The 17,053-nt window shown below is 62.0% G+C and carries 16 protein-coding genes; all 16 read left to right on the top strand.

From position 1 onward, the window contains the following. The first annotated feature begins 27 nt into the window (after positions 1–27). The 16 genes from aroB to metK all read left to right on the top strand — a co-directional run bounded on the left by aroB (position 28) and on the right by metK (position 17,025). Positions 28–1,137 carry a 3-dehydroquinate synthase gene (gene aroB, locus CLAC_RS05905; protein WP_053412108.1) on the top strand — a complete coding sequence of 370 codons (1,110 nt, stop codon included), beginning with the start codon at positions 28–30 and terminating at the stop codon, positions 1,135–1,137. Next, a complete protein-coding gene (gene aroQ, locus CLAC_RS05910) occupies positions 1,134–1,610 on the top strand; it encodes a type II 3-dehydroquinate dehydratase (protein ID WP_053412109.1) in 477 nt (158 codons plus the stop codon). Before aroB ends, aroQ begins: the two co-directional genes overlap by 4 nt. Beyond that, a complete protein-coding gene (locus CLAC_RS05915; protein WP_053412110.1) occupies positions 1,607–2,695 on the top strand; it encodes an aminopeptidase P family protein in 1,089 nt (362 codons plus the stop codon). The genes aroQ and CLAC_RS05915 overlap by 4 nt, the downstream gene beginning before the upstream one ends. Positions 2,696–2,807: 112 nt before the next feature. Beyond that, positions 2,808–3,371: an elongation factor P gene (gene efp, locus CLAC_RS05920; protein ID WP_053412111.1), complete on the top strand. Its 564-nt coding sequence runs from the start codon at positions 2,808–2,810 to the stop codon at positions 3,369–3,371. 40 nt (positions 3,372–3,411) lie between these two features. Then, positions 3,412–4,131, top strand: coding sequence for a transcription antitermination factor NusB (gene nusB, locus CLAC_RS05925; protein WP_053412112.1), 720 nt, complete (start codon positions 3,412–3,414; stop codon positions 4,129–4,131). Between the two features lie 242 nt (positions 4,132–4,373). Continuing rightward, the gene (gene pyrR, locus CLAC_RS05930; protein ID WP_053412113.1) at positions 4,374–4,940 is read left to right on the top strand and encodes a bifunctional pyr operon transcriptional regulator/uracil phosphoribosyltransferase PyrR; all 567 of its coding nucleotides are present in this window, start codon (positions 4,374–4,376) and stop codon (positions 4,938–4,940) included. Further along, complete coding sequence (locus tag CLAC_RS05935; RefSeq protein ID WP_053412114.1) at positions 4,941–5,888, top strand: aspartate carbamoyltransferase catalytic subunit; 948 nt, start codon at positions 4,941–4,943, stop codon at positions 5,886–5,888. A 2-nt stretch (positions 5,889–5,890) separates the two neighbouring features. Then, a complete protein-coding gene (locus CLAC_RS05940; RefSeq protein WP_053412115.1) occupies positions 5,891–7,258 on the top strand; it encodes a dihydroorotase in 1,368 nt (455 codons plus the stop codon). Positions 7,259–7,344: 86 nt separating this feature from the next. Further along, positions 7,345–8,547, top strand: a complete 1,203-nt coding sequence (gene carA, locus CLAC_RS05945) for a glutamine-hydrolyzing carbamoyl-phosphate synthase small subunit (protein WP_425388808.1) — start codon at positions 7,345–7,347, stop codon at positions 8,545–8,547. A gap of 23 nt (positions 8,548–8,570) precedes the next feature. Next, the gene (carB, locus tag CLAC_RS05950) at positions 8,571–11,930 is read left to right on the top strand and encodes a carbamoyl-phosphate synthase large subunit (protein WP_053412116.1); all 3,360 of its coding nucleotides are present in this window, start codon (positions 8,571–8,573) and stop codon (positions 11,928–11,930) included. A 3-nt stretch (positions 11,931–11,933) separates the two neighbouring features. After that, entirely contained in the window at positions 11,934–12,785 is an 852-nt protein-coding gene (gene pyrF / locus CLAC_RS05955) for an orotidine-5'-phosphate decarboxylase (protein ID WP_053412117.1), read from the top strand. 276 nt (positions 12,786–13,061) lie between these two features. Beyond that, entirely contained in the window at positions 13,062–13,388 is a 327-nt protein-coding gene (mihF, locus tag CLAC_RS05960) for an integration host factor, actinobacterial type (protein ID WP_053412118.1), read from the top strand. Between the two features lie 5 nt (positions 13,389–13,393). Next, the gene (gene gmk / locus CLAC_RS05965) at positions 13,394–13,969 is read left to right on the top strand and encodes a guanylate kinase (protein ID WP_053412119.1); all 576 of its coding nucleotides are present in this window, start codon (positions 13,394–13,396) and stop codon (positions 13,967–13,969) included. Between the two features lie 93 nt (positions 13,970–14,062). Continuing rightward, a complete protein-coding gene (gene rpoZ / locus CLAC_RS05970) occupies positions 14,063–14,341 on the top strand; it encodes a DNA-directed RNA polymerase subunit omega (protein ID WP_053412120.1) in 279 nt (92 codons plus the stop codon). A gap of 37 nt (positions 14,342–14,378) precedes the next feature. Beyond that, a complete protein-coding gene (gene coaBC / locus CLAC_RS05975) occupies positions 14,379–15,641 on the top strand; it encodes a bifunctional phosphopantothenoylcysteine decarboxylase/phosphopantothenate--cysteine ligase CoaBC (protein WP_053412121.1) in 1,263 nt (420 codons plus the stop codon). A gap of 169 nt (positions 15,642–15,810) precedes the next feature. After that, positions 15,811–17,025, top strand: coding sequence for a methionine adenosyltransferase (gene metK, locus CLAC_RS05980; protein WP_053412122.1), 1,215 nt, complete (start codon positions 15,811–15,813; stop codon positions 17,023–17,025). Positions 17,026–17,053 lie beyond the last annotated feature (28 nt).

Below are 17,053 nucleotides of genomic sequence, written 5' to 3' on the forward strand. Positions count from 1 at the left end.
AGAGTCACTCGAGAACAGGAAGATTTCATGGATCTCACTCGGACAATTCCCGTCGAAGGCCCCGCGCCGTACTCGGTGACGATGGGCTACGGGCTGACCGACCGCATCGCGGAGTCGGTTTCGTTTGCTTCTCAGGTGGCAGTAATCCACCAGGGTAGCGTTCAGGAGCTCGCCCTCGGTGTCATCAACGAACTGGCCAATCGCGGCATTGACGCCTTCGCGATTCAGATTCCTGACGCGGAGGAGGGAAAGACCCTCACTGTCGCCGAGACCGTCTGGGACACTTTCGGCGAGCGTGGCATGGGACGAAAGGACGCCGTGGTTTCGATCGGCGGCGGCGCCGCGACCGATTTCGGCGGCTTCGTCGCCGCGGCATGGATGCGCGGCATTGCCGTGGTGCAGGTGCCAACGACGCTGCTTGCGATGGTCGACGCCGCGGTTGGCGGCAAGACCGGTATCAACACCGCCGCCGGCAAGAACCTGGTGGGTGCCTTCCATGAGCCGACTGCCGTATTCCTGGACCTCGATGTTCTGCGCACTCTGCCTTCCGACGAGATGATCGCCGGCTCTGCAGAAATTATCAAGGCCGGATTCATCGCCGACCCAAAGATTCTGGACCTCTACGAGTCCGATCCCTCGGCCTGCCTAGATGTGGACGGGGCGCTCCCGGAGCTTATCGAACGCGCAGTCGCAGTGAAGGCTCGAGTCGTCTCGGAGGATCTGAAGGAAGCAGGCCTGCGAGAGATTCTGAACTACGGACACACCTTCGGGCACGCGGTCGAACACTTCGAGAATTACCGTTGGCGGCACGGGCACGCGGTCGCAGTCGGTATGGTCTTCGTCGCAGAATTGGCGAAGCTCACAGGCCACATTGACCAGGATTTGGTAGACCGACACCGCGCGATCCTCGAGTCCATTGGCCTGCCGACCACGTACGACGCCGGGCATTTCGAGGAACTCTACAGCGCGATGACGCGCGACAAGAAGAACCGCAAGGGCACAATCCGCTTTGTCGTCCTCGACGACGTGGCTAAAACCTCACGGTTGGAGGGGCCGTCTAGGCAAGACCTCGAACGCGCCTACGAGCTCGTCTACAACAGCGGCCGCCCGGCAACAGAGGAGTCCGCCCGCTCATGACCACTCTTCGTGCCGCCACGGAACCGAGCTCCGTTGTTCCAATCGTCCTAGTCCTAAACGGACCAAATCTCGACCGGCTGGGGAAGCGTCAGCCGGAGGTCTACGGCTCCACGACGCTCGCCGAAGTCGAGGCACAGCTCCAGGCGCTCGGCTCCGAGCTGGGAGTCGCCGTCGATTGCCGCCAGTCCAACTACGAAGGCCAGCTGATCGAGTGGGTCCACGAGGCCGCCGACGCAGGCTGGCCCGTTATCATCAACCCGGGAGGGTTGACCCACACCTCGGTGTCTCTGCGCGATGCGCTCTCCGAGGTCTCAGACGGCGCCGGCTTCCACGAGGTTCACATCTCCAACATCCACGCCCGCGAGCCGTTCCGCCACCACTCGTACCTATCTCCGCTTGCCGACGGAGTAATCGTCGGTTGCGGTATCGATGGCTACGGCATGGCGCTGAGAAGGGTAAGCACTAAGCTATGAATGATTTTCCCGACCGCAGGCGGGTTCTTACCGAACGCCTTGCCGAATACGAGGTTGATGGATTCCTGACTGTCGACCCGGCCCACGTGGCCTGGCTCACCGGTTTCAGCGGTTCGAACGCTGGAGCAATCATCGCTTCCGACGGGCAGAGTGCCATTTCCACCGACGGTCGTTACACTGTCCAGGCAGGAAAGCAGGCGCCCGATGTTCCGCTCGTCAGTGCTCGCAACACTGGTGCAGCACTGCTCGAACGAGCTCCGCAGATGGGTGTCACCCGTCTGGGCATTGAGTCCGACTTGCTGACGCTGGCTGCGTATGAGGACCTGAAGTCGAAAACGCCGGCCGCTGTCGAGCTGGTTGCGACCGAGGGATTCGTCGGCAAGCAAAGGGTGGTCAAGTCGGAGGGTGAGCTGACGGCGCTGCGTGAGGTTGCTCTCATTGCTGTGCGCGCCTTCGAGGATATGCTCGCCGCGGAGGTGGTCGTTCCGGGGCGCACCGAGCGGCAGGTGGCAGCGGAGCTCGAGTACCGGATGCGCATGCACGGGGCCGATCGGCCAAGCTTCGACACGATTGTTGCCTCCGGCCCTAACTCAGCTAAGCCTCATCACGGCGCGGAGGACCGCGTCATCGAGGCCGGCGACCTGGTCACCATCGATTTCGGCGCGTACTCGGGTGGTTACAACTCGGACATGACTCGGACCCTGTTCGCTGGAGGTGCTCAGGCGGCTCCTGCGAAGGCTCGCGAAATTTACAACGTGGTTCTCGAATCGCAGCTGGCTGGAATTGATGCCGCGGTGGCAGGCGCGAGCCTGGTCGATGTGGACGGTGTCTGCCGCAAGGTCATCTCCGACGCAGGTTATGGAGAGTACTTCGTGCACTCGACCGGCCACGGCATCGGCATCGAGGTTCACGAGTTGCCTTTTGCCGCGCAGACCGGCAAGGGGCACCTTGCGGAGGGAATGACACTGACAATAGAGCCGGGAATTTATATCCCGGGCTTCGGAGGAGTTCGCATCGAGGACACCCTGGTGATTACCTCGGAGGCTCCCGAGATTATTACGCCGCTGCCGAAGCCTTCCGCGTAAGCTACCGGCGAAAACTACGAAGCCCTCATGCGGCGTTTCATTTTTCAATGGACGCTCGTGGGGGTATCGTGGTTTCGTCAGAGACGCTTTTTAACAACTTCAGGAGAATCTAGTGGCTTCCACTTCCGATTTTAAGAACGGCCTTGTCCTCAAGCTGGACAACAAGCTGCAGCAGATTGTCGAGTTTCAGCACGTCAAGCCGGGTAAGGGGCCCGCATTCGTGCGCACTAAGCTGAAGGATGTCGTCTCCGGCAAGGTTGTCGACAAGACCTTCAACGCTGGTGTCAAGGTCGAGGTTGCGAACGTGGATCGCCGCGACATGACCTACCTGTACCATGATGGCGACGGCTACGTCTACATGGATGCCAAGACCTTCGACCAGCTCACCATCCTGGACGCTCAGATGCCGGAGGGCGCTAAGTTCCTGCTCCCGGAGACCGTCTGCCAGGTTTCCTTCAACGAGGGCAACGTTTTGTTCGCCGAGATGCCGGTTTCCGTCGAGCTTAAGGTCGAGCACACCGACCCGGGTCTGCAGGGCGATCGCTCCACTGGTGGCACTAAGCCGGCCAAGCTCGAGACCGGTGCCGAGATTCAGGTTCCGCTGTTCATCGAGACCGGTGACACCCTGAAGGTCGACACCCGAAACGGTGCCTACCTGTCCCGCGTGAACAACTAACAGCACCCATAGCTCTAAAGACGGCGGTTTTTACACACCTATGACTGATCAAGATTCGTCCTCCGAGCAGAAGGACCAGGCAACCGGTTCGCGTCGCGAGCCCTCCTTCAAGCGTCACGGATCGCGCTATCGCGCCCGTCGTCGCGCTGTCGATTTCCTCTTCGAGGCCGAGCAGCGCGGTATCGACGCGGTAGAGCTCCTCGAGGAACGTCTCGAAATGGTCGTCGATCCCGAGTTGGATATCAAACCAATTGCTGAGTACACCGAGGCCATTGTCCGTGGTGTCGCAGCTGAAATCGTCGGAATTGACGCCACAATCGCTGAGTACCTGTCGGATGAGTGGCCACTGCGCCGAATTCCCGCCGTCGACCGGGCCATCCTGCGTCTGTCTACGTGGGAGCTTTTCCACAATTCGGAGATTCCTCCGCGGGTCGCGGTTGTGGAAGGCGTCGAGCTTGCTAGCGAATACTCCACTGATGTGGCCCCTCCGTACATCAACGCGGTGCTGGACGCAGAAGCCGAGGTCGCAGATCAGGCACGTCTCGCCGCGGCAGCGGTCAGCGTGAGCATTACCGCGGAGCCCTGCGAGTCTAGTTCTTTCGCCCAGATTGCCCAGGAGCAATTGGCGGACGATGCCGCTCGCGACGTGCTCGCTAACGGTGACACGGAGGAATTCAAGGTCGTCGAAGAACCCGCTGTAAGCGACGATGCCGCACAGGTTGCCGACAAGGAGTCTAACAATACGCCGGCCAGCGAGTAGCCTGGTTCGTTCAGCCTTGAAAAGGGGCTTTCCCGTCTCCGGGGGAGGGCCCTTTTTGCTGTAAAAGTGCCTAACATACGGGTGTAGCCTGTTTAACTACGCGCGCAACAGGTGCTAGGCTAGCGACGAGTTTTATACGACTTGATAATTCAATATTTCATTGGTTCTTCATCACTGTTTATTTATTGAACTAGAGGACATCCTTTAACGGACCGCACTGTGAGGCGGGGAAGGAGGTCACGATGAGCGAAGGCACTGGCCAAACGACCGAGCTGCTTAATGCAGACGATGTCGCAAGGACGGTCGCGCGCATCGCGCACCAAATTATTGAAAAGACTGCTCTTGATAGCGAAGATTCGCGCAGGGTAGTTCTGCTGGGCATTCCGTCGGGCGGGGCGCCTCTGGCCGAAAGGCTGGCATCGCTGATTGAACAGTTCTCCGGTGTACGGCCCGAGACTGGCTCACTGGACATTACGCTTCACCGCGATGATCTGCGGGAGCGCCCGCACCGGGCTTTGCAGCCCACTAAGATTCCCGTCAACGGCATCGATGGCACCACGGTCATCCTGGTTGACGATGTTCTATTCTCAGGCCGAACCATTCGCGCAGCGCTAGACGCGATTAACGATATTGGCCGCCCCCGCAGGATTCAGCTCGCAGTCCTGGTCGACCGCGGTCACCGAGAGCTGCCGATTCGCGCGGACTACGTCGGCAAGAACCTGCCGACATCTCTTGATGAGGATGTCACGGTCCTCGTCGAGGACATCGACGGCCGCGACGCCGTTATCCTGACCCGGGTGGAGGACTAAATGAAACACCTGCTCGATATTGCAGACCTTTCGGTCGATGAAATCACGGAGCTGATGGACGAGGCGGATCGTTTCCACGACGCGCTCGCAGGCCGTGAGATCAAAAAGCTGCCTACGCTACGCGGCCGCACCATCTTCACGCTCTTCTACGAGAACTCCACTCGTACGCGCGCCTCTTTCGAAACCGCGGGTAAGTGGATGAGCGCTGACGTAATCAACATCTCCGCGTCGTCCTCCTCGGTGAAGAAGGGGGAGAGCCTTAAGGACACCGCTCTGACCCTGGACGCGATTGGCGGTGACGCTATCGTCGTGAGGCATCCATCTTCAGGCGCGGCGAAGCTGATTGCTGGCTGGACCGACGAGTTCGGAAACGGCCCGTCCATTATCAACGCCGGCGACGGCAAGCACCAGCACCCGACCCAAGCGCTGCTTGACGCGGTTACCCTGCGCCAGCGCCTTGGTGAAATCAAGGGCCGTAAAATCGTCATCGTCGGAGACATCCTGCACTCGCGAGTCGCCCGTTCGAACGCGGATCTGCTGTCGAAGCTGGGCGCCGAGGTCGTCTTCGTCGCACCGCCGACGCTGCTACCTTTCGGTGTGGAGAACTGGCCTGTCCGCGTTGCCTACCGCATGGAGCCTGAGCTTGCCGACGCCGACGCGGTCATGATGCTCCGCGTCCAGCAGGAGCGTATGAATGGTGGGTTCTTCCCCTCGCACCGCGAGTACGCCGCTCGTTACGGCCTGTCCAAGGCCCGCGAAAAGATGCTGCGCGATGACTGCATCGTGATGCACCCGGGCCCGATGCTCCGCGGCATGGAAATCAACGATTCCGTGGCCGACCTGCCACGCACTGCTGTTTTGCAGCAGGTCTCCAACGGTGTCCACGTCCGGATGGCCGTACTCTTCACACTGCTGACCGCCGGAACCGACCTGGAAGGACGCGCATAGCAATGACTACCGCTAAAGAAAATTACTGCGACGATTCCTCCTTTCCGTCGGTAGGCCCGCTTGCCGCACCACGCTCCGGTAACCTGCTCCTGCGCGGAGTGCGCCCCTACGGAGAGGGGGAGGACGTCGACGTCCTCGTCCGGGACGGTGTTATCGCAGAGATCGCTGCTGGCATCGATGCGCCGGAGGGTGCCGAGGTTCTTGAGTTCGACTCCCTGGTTCTGCTCCCCGGTCTGGTCGATATCCACGTCCACTTGCGCGAGCCGGGGCGAGAGGACACCGAGACCCTGGCCACCGGTTCCGCCGCAGCCGCCAAGGGCGGTTTCACTGCGGTGTTTACCATGGCAAATACTGCGCCCGTCACCGACGATCCCTCCATCGCCGAGTCCGTGTGGCTCAAGGGCCAGGCACTAAACCTGTGCGACATCCACCCGGTCGGTTCCATCACTAAGGGGCTCAAAGGCGCGAACCTGACGGAGTTCGGTATGATGGCCGACTCCCAGGCAAAGGTCCGCATGTTCTCCGATGATGGCAAGTGCGTCGACAACCCGCTAATCATGCGCCGTGCAATTGAGTACGCGAAGGGTGAGGACGTTCTTCTGGCTCAGCACTGCGAGGATCCACGGCTCACCGCTGAGGCTGTGGCGCACGAGGGGCCGACGGCCGCTCGACTTGGACTCACCGGCTGGCCTCGCGTTGCCGAGGAGTCTATCGTCGCGCGCGATGCGATTATGGCTCGCGATTACGGCGGACGCATGCACATTTGCCATGCCTCCACTGAGGGCACAGTTGAGCTGGTCAAGTGGGCAAAGGAGCACGATATTCCGCTTACCGCTGAGGTCACCCCGCATCACTTGATTCTCACAGATTCTGTGCTGGAGACCTACGACGGCGTCTACCGCGTGAACCCGCCCCTGCGCGAGCAGCGCGACACCCTTGCCCTTCGCCAGGCGCTGATCGACGGAATCATCGATTGCGTGGCGACCGACCACGCCCCGCACGGGTCCGAGGAAAAGTGCTGCGAGTTCGAGCACGCGAAGCCCGGAATGCTGGGGTTGGAGACGTCTATGTCGATTATCGCTGAGCAGTTCGTTCTAGACGGAACGTGCGATTGGCGCTGGCTGGCACGCGTGATGAGCGAGCGGCCGGCGGAGATCGTCAAACTTCCGGGACACGGACGGCCGATTGCAGTCGGAGAGCCGGCGAACCTGACCGTCGTGGACCCGAATAAGAAGTGGACGGTACACGGCGACGACTTGGCATCGAAGTCGGACAACACACCCTACGAGGACATGGAGATGGCAGTGTCCGTTGCAGCGACAGTTCTGCGCGGCAAGGTGACGGCCCTCAATGGAGAGGTAGCTGGATAATATTCATGTCACTGCATAAATATTCGCAATCTTCCCGTATTATTGACCCTAATTCAGTGCAGACACCCGATTTGAAAGGCAACAACGTGAGCAACGAGTCTCTGGACAAGGCCTCTAATTCCACGACAGCCTCCGTACCGGCCGTCCTAGTTCTCGCCGACGGCCGAATCTTCCGCGGTCGCGGTTTTGGTGCCACCGGCACGACTCTGGGTGAGGCGGTGTTCACCACCGCAATGACCGGATACCAGGAGACCCTGACCGACCCGTCGTACCACCGCCAGCTCGTCGTCGCTACGGCGCCTCAGATTGGTAATACCGGCTGGAATGACGAGGACAACGAGTCCCGCGGCGACAAGATCTGGGTCGCAGGATTCATCATTCACGACCTGTCGCGCGTGGCTTCGAACTGGCGCGCAAAGCGCACCCTCGAAGAAGAACTGGTCAAGCAGGGCGTTATCGGTATCCGCCAGGTCGACACCCGTGCGCTGGTGCGTCACCTGCGCGATAACGGCTCGACCGCCGCTGGCATTTTCTCCGGCGCCGATGCCGAGCAGCCCGTCGAAAAGCTTCTGGAGATTGTCCGTGCGCAGCCGTCGATGAAGGGTGCAGACCTCGCGCGGGAGGTGAGCACCGCGGAGGCTTATGTAGTTGAGGCACAGGGGGAGAAGGTCGCCCGTGTTGTCGCTTACGACCTCGGCATCAAGTCGAACACCCCGCGTGAGTTGTCCAAGCGCGGCCTAGAGGTTGTCGTCGTGCCGGCGAATACGCCGTACGAGGAGATTAAGAGGGAGTACCAGCCCGAGGGCGTCTTCATGTCCAACGGCCCGGGCGACCCGGCGACCGCGGACGAGATGGTCGCCGTTGCCAAGGCAGCCCTGGATGACAATATGCCGCTGTTCGGCATCTGCTTCGGTAACCAGATCCTGGGCCGCGCACTGGGCCTGAACACCTACAAGATGGTTTTCGGTCACCGCGGCATTAACGTCCCGGTCAAGGACCACAGGGACGGCAAGATTTACATCACCGCTCAGAACCACGGCTTTGCTCTCGAAGGCAAGCCGGGCGAGAGCTTCGACACCCCGTGGGGCGAGGCAGAGGTCACTCACACTTGCCTGAACGACGATGTCGTGGAAGGTGTCGCGCTGCGCAACGGAATGGCGTTCTCTGTCCAGTACCACCCGGAGTCTGCCGCCGGCCCCCACGATGCGCGCACTCTGTTCGATGACTTCGCCGAGCTGATTGCGAAGGTCGATTTCAACAACACCGCTGCCGAGAAGAAGAACAAGTAGGAAAGGGCTAAGGGAACCAACTCATGCCACGTCGTAACGACATCAACCACGTACTGGTTATCGGCTCCGGCCCGATTGTGATCGGACAGGCCTGCGAGTTCGACTACTCCGGCACCCAGGCGTGCCGCGTCCTGCGCGAAGAAGGACTGCGAGTCACCCTCGTCAACTCCAACCCGGCGACGATTATGACCGACCCGGAGTTCGCCGACGCCACCTACATCGAACCAATCGAGACCGAGTACATCGAGAAGATTCTCGCCAAGGAGGAGGCCGAGGGACACCCGATTGATGCGGTACTAGCGACCCTGGGCGGGCAGACCGCGCTCAACGCCGCTATCAAGCTCGACCGCGAGGGCATCCTCGAGAAGTATGACGTCGAGCTCATCGGCGCCGACATTCCCGCTATCCAGCGCGGTGAGGACCGCCAGAAGTTCAAGGACATCGTCGCCAAGATTGGCGGCGAGTCCGCTCGCTCCCGCGTCTGCCACAACATGGACGAGGTCCACGAGACCGTCGCCGAGCTCGGCCTTCCCGTCGTCGTCCGCCCTTCGTTCACCATGGGTGGCCTGGGCTCTGGCCTTGCGTTCAACCAGGAGGACCTGGACCGTATCGCCGGCGGCGGCCTGGCTGCTTCTCCGGAGGCGAACGTCCTGATCGAGGAGTCCATCCTCGGTTGGAAGGAGTTCGAGCTGGAGCTCATGCGAGACGGCGCCGACAATGTCGTCGTTGTGTGCTCGATTGAGAATGTCGACGCCCTCGGTGTCCACACGGGCGACTCCGTCACCGTCGCTCCGTCGATGACCCTGACCGACCGCGAGTACCAGACCATGCGCAACCAGGGCATCGCCATCCTACGTGAGGTCGGCGTCGACACCGGTGGATGTAACATCCAGTTCGCCGTCAACCCGAAGGACGGTCGCATCATCACCATCGAGATGAACCCGCGCGTGTCCCGCTCCTCGGCGCTGGCCTCCAAGGCGACCGGCTTCCCGATTGCGAAGATTGCCGCGAAGCTGGCAATCGGCTACACCCTCGACGAAATCACCAACGACATCACCGGCGAGACCCCGGCCGCCTTCGAGCCGGTTCAGGACTACGTAATCGTCAAGGCTCCACGCTTTGCTTTCGAGAAGTTCCCCGGCGCCGACGACACCCTGACCACTACGATGAAGTCCGTAGGCGAAGCCATGGCCATCGGCCGCAACTACATCGGCGCCCTCGGCAAGGTTATGCGTTCCCTGGAGAATAATCCCGCCGGCTTCTGGACCGTCCCGGACGAAGCCTTCGCCGGCGAGCGCGCGAACGACCTCGACGCAGTTCTCGAGGACCTGAAGCGCCCGACCGAGGGCCGCATCTATGACGTCGAGCTGGCTCAGCGCCTCGGCGGCACCATTGAGCAGATTCACGAGGCATCTGGCCTGGATCCGTGGTTCATCGCCGAGATGGAGAACCTGCAGGACATTCGCAAGCAGCTTATCGACGCGCCTGTGGTCACCGCTGATCTGCTCCGCGAGGCGAAGTACTGGGGCCTGTCCGACCGTCAGATTGCCGCTCTGCGTCCGGAACTGGCCGGCGAGGATGGCGTCCGCGAACTGCGCTGGCGACTGGGCATCCACCCGGTGTTCAAGACCGTCGATACCTGTAGCGCCGAGTTCGAGGCGAAGACCCCGTACCACTACTCAGCCTACGAGCTCGACCCGGCAGCCGAGTCCGAGGTTTCGCCGCAGACGGAGAAGGAAAAGGTCATCATTCTGGGCTCCGGTCCGAACCGCATCGGCCAGGGCATTGAGTTTGATTACTCCTGTGTTCACGCAGCGCTCGAGCTCTCCCGCGTCGGCTACGAGACCGTCATGGTCAACTGCAACCCGGAGACCGTCTCCACCGACTACGACACCGCAGATCGCCTGTACTTCGAGCCGCTGACCTTCGAGGACGTCCTCGAGGTCTATCACGCCGAGAGCCAGTCCGGCACCGTCGCGGGCGTTATCGTCCAGCTCGGTGGTCAGACCCCGCTGGGCCTGGCCGAGAAGCTCGAGGCCGCCGGTGTTCCGATCGTCGGCACCTCTCCAGCAGCAATCGACCTGGCCGAGGACCGCGGCGAATTTGGCAAGGTTCTGGAGGCCGCGAATCTGCCGGCCCCGCAGTTCGGCACCGCGACCTCCTACGAGGAGGCCCGCGCCGTAGCCGCAGGTATCGGCTACCCGGTGCTGGTCCGCCCGTCCTATGTCCTGGGCGGCCGCGGCATGGAAATTGTCTACGACGAGGCCACTCTGGAGGACTACATCGACCGCGCAACCGAGCTGTCCAACGAACATCCGGTTTTGGTCGACCGCTTCCTCGACAGCGCCATCGAAATTGACGTTGACGCGCTGTGTGACGGGGAAGAGGTATACCTCGGCGGAGTCATGGAGCACATCGAGGAGGCCGGTATTCACTCGGGCGACTCCGCCTGTGCTCTGCCTCCGATGACCCTGTCCGGCAGCATTATCGATAAGGTCCGCGAGTCCACCAAGGCCCTCGCTCACGGCATCGGCGTGAAGGGCCTGATGAACGTTCAGTATGCGCTGAAGGACGAGACCCTCTACGTCATCGAGGCGAACCCGCGTGCCTCGCGCACTGTTCCGTTCGTCTCCAAGGCGACCTCGGTGCAGCTGGCGAAGGCAGCCTCGCGCATCATGATGGGTGCCACCATCGCGGAGCTGCGCGCAGAGGGCATGATCCCGTCCGACATGGACGGTGGCTCCCTGCCGGCGGACGCACCGATTGCGGTAAAGGAGGCTGTGCTCCCGTTCAACCGCTTCCGCGACTTTGAGGGCCGGGCGCTCGACAGCCTGCTGAGCCCGGAGATGAAGTCCACCGGCGAGGTTATGGGCCTGGCCAACAACTTCGGCGCGGCCTTCGCCAAGGGCGAGCTGGCCGGTTTCGGCGAGCTGCCGACCGAGGGAACCGTGTTCGTGTCGCTGGCCAACCGCGACAAGCGCACCCTGGTGTTCCCGATCCTGTCGCTGGCCGGAATGGGCTACCGCATTCTGGCTACCGAGGGTACGGCGGAGATGCTGCGCCGCAACGGTGTCGATTGCGAGGTAGTCGCCAAGCGCACCTCCGAGTCCGCTACCGATTCCGGCGAGCGTGACATTGTCGACATGATTCGCGACGGCGAGGTCGACATCATCATCAACACCCCGTCCGGTTCCGCCGGTGCTCGCTCCGACGGGTACGGGATTCGCGCCGCGGCTGTCAGCCAGGGCATCACCAGTGTGACGACCGCTCAGGGAGCTGTTGCAGCTCTGCAGGGCATCATTGCGTTGAAGAAGGGCAACCTCTCTGTTCGCGCGCTGCAGGAACTGCACCCGAGCCACAGCGCTGCCGAGAAGAAGGCCTAGGCGATGGCGGGCAATTCCGTGACGGGATTTGGCGACAGGCTCGCCGCGAAAGTCGCCGAGCGCGGTCGGCTCTGCGTGGGCATCGACCCGCACCCGGCCCTCCTCGACGCCTGGGGGCTGCCCCGTTCGGTCCAAGGTATCGAGAAATTTGCCAGGACCTGCGTTGAGGCCTTCGGGGACGTTGTGGCCGTCGTCAAGCCTCAGGTTGCCTTCTTTGAGGCGTACGGGGCGGGTGGTTACGCGGTGCTGGAGCGGACGCTTGCCGACGTGCACGCGGCCGGTGCGCTGTCGATTGCGGATGCAAAGCGCGGCGACATCGGTTCGACAATGGCCGCCTATGCGCAAGCCTGGCTGGCGGACGGTTCTCCCTTGGCTTCGGATGCGCTGACGGTGTCTCCGTACCTGGGGTTTGGGGCGCTGGATCCGGCGGTCGAGCTGGCTCAGGCGACCGGTCGTGGACTCTTTGTGCTGGCTGCGACCTCCAACCCGGAGGGCGCGTCCGTGCAGAAGGCCGTGGTGGAGTCGAAGGGGAGTATGCGCACCATCGCGCAGTCCATGGTCGACCGTGCCGCGGAGCTGAATGCTCAACAAATCAACAGCGGCGCTGCGGCTGGCAGCTTCGGTGTGGTCGTCGGCGCCACTCTTGAGAACCCGCCGGTACTTGATCACCTTCGCGGAGCGGTTCTCATGCCAGGAGTGGGGGCGCAAGGTGGCTCTGCGGCCGATGTAGAGCGCATCGCGGGGCAGTCGGCGGCACTGGCGCTGCCGAACGTTTCACGGGGCATTCTGGGCGCCGGTCCAAACGTGTCGGCCCTGCGAGCGGCGACCGAGGAATTTGCCGCGCAATTCAACTGACATGCCGGGAAATTGGCCTAAAATCCGTGGTCAATTTCCATTCCTCACTGCAAACGGTGCTACAATCGCCAAAGTTGACCGGCCAAAGCCGAAAAGATGGGACCGATAAAGTCCCAGGTGCGAAATTCTTCGACACCCCGGCAAGCATTTGCATCGCAGCGGTGTATATGCGGTACGGTCGCATGCGATTTATGTGGACGCCCGCGCTGGTTACGGCGCGGCGGACATGTGAACATCACATCTAATTCAAGCAATCTACTTTTAACGGAGGAACCCGTGGCCCTTCCGCAGTTGACCCCGGAGCAGCGTGCAGCAGCACTCGAGAAGGCAGCTCAGGCTCGCAAAGTGCGTGCAGAACTGAAGGACAAGCTCAAGCGTGGTGCTACTGACCTGCCAGAGGTCCTGAAGCAGGCTGACGAGAACGAAATCATCGGCAAGATGAAGGTTTCCGCTCTGCTCGAGGCCCTGCCGAAGGTTGGCAAGGTCAAGGCCCAGGACATCATGAACGACCTGGAGATTGCTCAGACCCGTCGCCTCCGCGGCCTCGGCGACCGCCAGCGTCGCGCTCTGCTGGAGCGCTTCGGCTACTCCGTGGAGGACTAGTCACCGTGGCCGGGAATGGTAAAGCTGCGTTGGTCGTCCTCGCCGGTCCCGCCGGCGTAGGAAAATCCACCGTGGTCAGTCGGCTGCGAGCCGAAGTTCCCGGACTGTACTTCAGTGTCTCCATGACCACCCGGTCTCCGCGACCGGGCGAGGTCGATGGGCGGGACTACTTCTTCGTCTCTCCCGAGGATTTCCAGGAACGGATTGACGCAGGAGAAATGCTCGAGTGGGCTGAAATCCACGGTGGCCTCCAGCGCTCCGGTACTCCTCGCCGCCCGGTGGAGGAGGCACGTGAGGCTGGTCGGCCGGTATTGGTCGAGGTCGATCTCGCCGGTGCACGTTCAATCCGCGAGGTGGAGCCGAACGCGCACCTGCTGTTCCTAGCCCCGCCCAGCTGGGAGATTCTCGTAGAGCGTCTAACCGGCCGTGGCACGGAGACTGAAGCACAGGTAAAGCGCCGTCTGGAAACGGCTCGGGTAGAAATGGATGCCCAGGGCGAGTTCGATCAGGTCGTTGTCAACGATGATGTCGACAAGGCAGTCGAGGCCATCGCTCGAGCACTCACAGCGTCCGGCAACTAGCATTGCTCCTTGCCGGGCACGGCCGATTGGGTCTTTGCTAAAGATTTAAGCGGCCGACACTTTCAGCAATTTTAATCGTAGGAAAGATTTCTCGTGACCCAGGAAAATACCGCCACCGAGGCCGTGTTCGATCCGCCAGTTGGAATCACCAACCCGCCGATTGACGAGCTGCTCGATAAGGCTTCGTCCAAGTACGCGCTGGCTATTTTCGCCGCGAAGCGCGCACGCCAGATTAACGACTACTACCAGCAGATCGACGAAGGCATGCTGGAGTACGTGGGCCCGCTGGTAACCCCTGGCGTCGCCGAGAAGCCTTTGTCCATTGCTCTGCGTGAAATCAACGCTGGTCTGCTCGATCACACCGAGGGCTAAGCGAATTCCGCAAGTTTTCCGTTCAGGGAGATTTTTCATGAATGCCGCCGGTCATTCTGACGTATCCGATTCTCTAAAGGTTGTCGTCGGGGTAGCCGGCGGCATTGCTGCGTATAAGGCCGCCCACGTGGTGCGCAGGTTCAAGGAACTCGGCCACGACGTGCGAGTGGTCCCGACAGAATCCGCACTGAACTTCGTTGGAGCCGCCACATTCGAGGCGCTTTCGGGCCACCCAGTGTCGACCACCGTCTTCGACGCCGTCGACGAGGTTCAGCACGTGCGCATCGGGCAAGAGGCCGACCTAATCGTGGTCGTCCCCGCGACTGCCGATTTCATGGCTCGTGCGGCACAGGGCAGGGCGGATGATTTGCTCTCCGCAACGCTGCTCGTAGCAACCTGCCCAGTGGTTTTGGCGCCCGCTATGCACACCGAGATGTGGCATCACCCAGCAACGCGGGACAATGTAGCGACCTTGCGTCGCCGCGGCACAATCGTCCTCGACCCCGCCCACGGCCGCCTGACCGGCAAGGACACCGGCCCCGGCCGCCTACCGGAGCCGGAGCAGGTCGTCGACCTCGCTCTTGCTGTAGCGGCTAACCCAGCCCATTTCCGCAGGGACCTGGAGGGCGCGCGGGTGCTCATTACGGCTGGTGGTACGCAGGAGGCCATCGATCCGGTACGGTTTATCGGCAATCACTCTTCCGGCCGCCAGGGTTTTGCGTTGGCGGAGATGGCTGCTCAGCGCGGTGCCGAGGTAACGGTCATCGCCGGTATCACCGACGCGCTCCCGAATCCGCTCGGCGCCGAGGTTGTCAACGTGGTCTCTGCCCGCGATATGGCGGCGGCGGTTGAACGGCACGCGGGCCAGGCTGATATCTGTATCTTCGCGGCCGCCGTGGCTGATTTTAGGCCATCGCAGGTTGCCGATTCGAAGATGAAGAAGGGTAAATCGGACGATGCTCTGTCCCGCATCGACCTCGTCGAAAACCCCGACATTCTGGCGACCACTGTGAAGCGTCGAGCCAGCGGCGAGCTCGCCGCTGGCACAACCCTGGTCGGATTCGCAGCGGAGACCGGCGACGCCGACTCCTCGGCGCTTGAGCTTGCCCGCCAGAAGATCGTTCGAAAGGGATGCGATCTGCTGATGTGCAACGACGTATCTGGCGGCCGTACCTTCGGTTCGACGGACAACGTCGGCTGGATTCTCTCCAAAGGCGGGGAGGAGACTGTCGTGCCTCTGGGCTCGAAGTTCGCCGTCGCAGGCGCAATCCTCGACGCCGTGGTCAAGGCGCGGGGCTAGTACCGGTTACTGAACCGCTTGGTCTATAATCGGGACGTTAACGTTAAGCGCTGGCGACCCCGCGGCGCGGCAATCCCCTCTACAGGGCGCCTTTTTCGTACCCCGATAGGGCATGGCAGTCGCGCGGCGTCGTAAAGCGAAAAAAGATTAAAGGAAGTTGTAGGAACTCGTGGCCACCAATCTTCGGCTATTTTCCAGTGAGTCCGTCACTGAGGGACACCCAGACAAGATCTGTGACTCCATCTCCGATTCGATCCTCGACGCGATGCTCGCCCAAGATTCGGCCTCGATGGTCGCGGTAGAGACCGTCGTGACCACGGGCCTGGTTCACGTCGTCGGTGAGGTCCGCACCAAGAGCTACGTCGACATCCCGGGTATCGTGCGCTCCCGCCTGAACGAGATTGGATTTGATTCCTCCGAGAAAGGCTTCGACGGCAAGACCTGCGGTGTTTCCGTTTCCATCGGCGAGCAGTCCTCCGACATCCACGACGGCGTGCACACCTCGCTCGAGGCCCGTTCCGCCGACGGGGAGGTCGAGGTCGAAGACCTGACCGGCGCCGGCGATCAGGGCCTGATGTTTGGCTACGCGACCAACGAGACGCCCGAGTACATGCCGCTGCCAATCGCGCTGGCACACCGTCTGGCCCGCCGCCTGACCCAGGTGCGCAAGGAGGGCCTCGTCCCGCACCTCCGCCCGGACGGCAAGACCCAGGTCACTTTTGCTTACGACGACGACAACCGCCCGGTATACCTCGACACCGTGGTCGTCTCTACCCAGCATGACCCGGACGTTAGCCAGGAGTGGATTACCGAACAGATTAAGACCCACGTCGTCGACTGGGTCATCGCGGACGCCGACCTGGGCCGCTACGTCACCGAGGAGCTGAAGCTCCTGGTCAATCCTTCGGGCCAGTTCATCATCGGCGGCCCGATGGGCGATGCGGGCCTGACCGGTCGCAAGATTATCGTCGACACCTACGGCGGCATGGCTCGCCATGGCGGCGGCGCGTTCTCGGGCAAGGACCCGTCGAAGGTGGACCGCTCGGGCGCCTACGCCACCCGCTGGGTCGCGAAGAACGCCGTGGCCGCAGGTCTCGCCGACCGAATTGAGATTCAGGTGGCCTACGCCATCGGTCGCGCACGCCCGGTGGGGCTCTACGTGGACACCTTCGGCACCGGGCACGTCCCGGCCGAGGTTATCCAAGAGGCAATCAATAAGGTCTTCGACCTACGCCCGGCCGCCATCATCCGCGACCTGGACCTGCTGCGCCCGATTTACGCGAAGGCCGCTACTTACGGCCACTTCGGACGCACCGACCTTGACCTTCCCTGGGAGCGGCTGGACCGTGTCGACGCCCTTCGCGCCGCCGCCGGACTGGGATAGTCCACCGAATGAGGTTTAGGTAGAGTTT

The sequence above is a fragment of the Corynebacterium lactis RW2-5 genome (assembly GCF_001274895.1).
GTDB classification, from domain to species: domain Bacteria; phylum Actinomycetota; class Actinomycetes; order Mycobacteriales; family Mycobacteriaceae; genus Corynebacterium; species Corynebacterium lactis.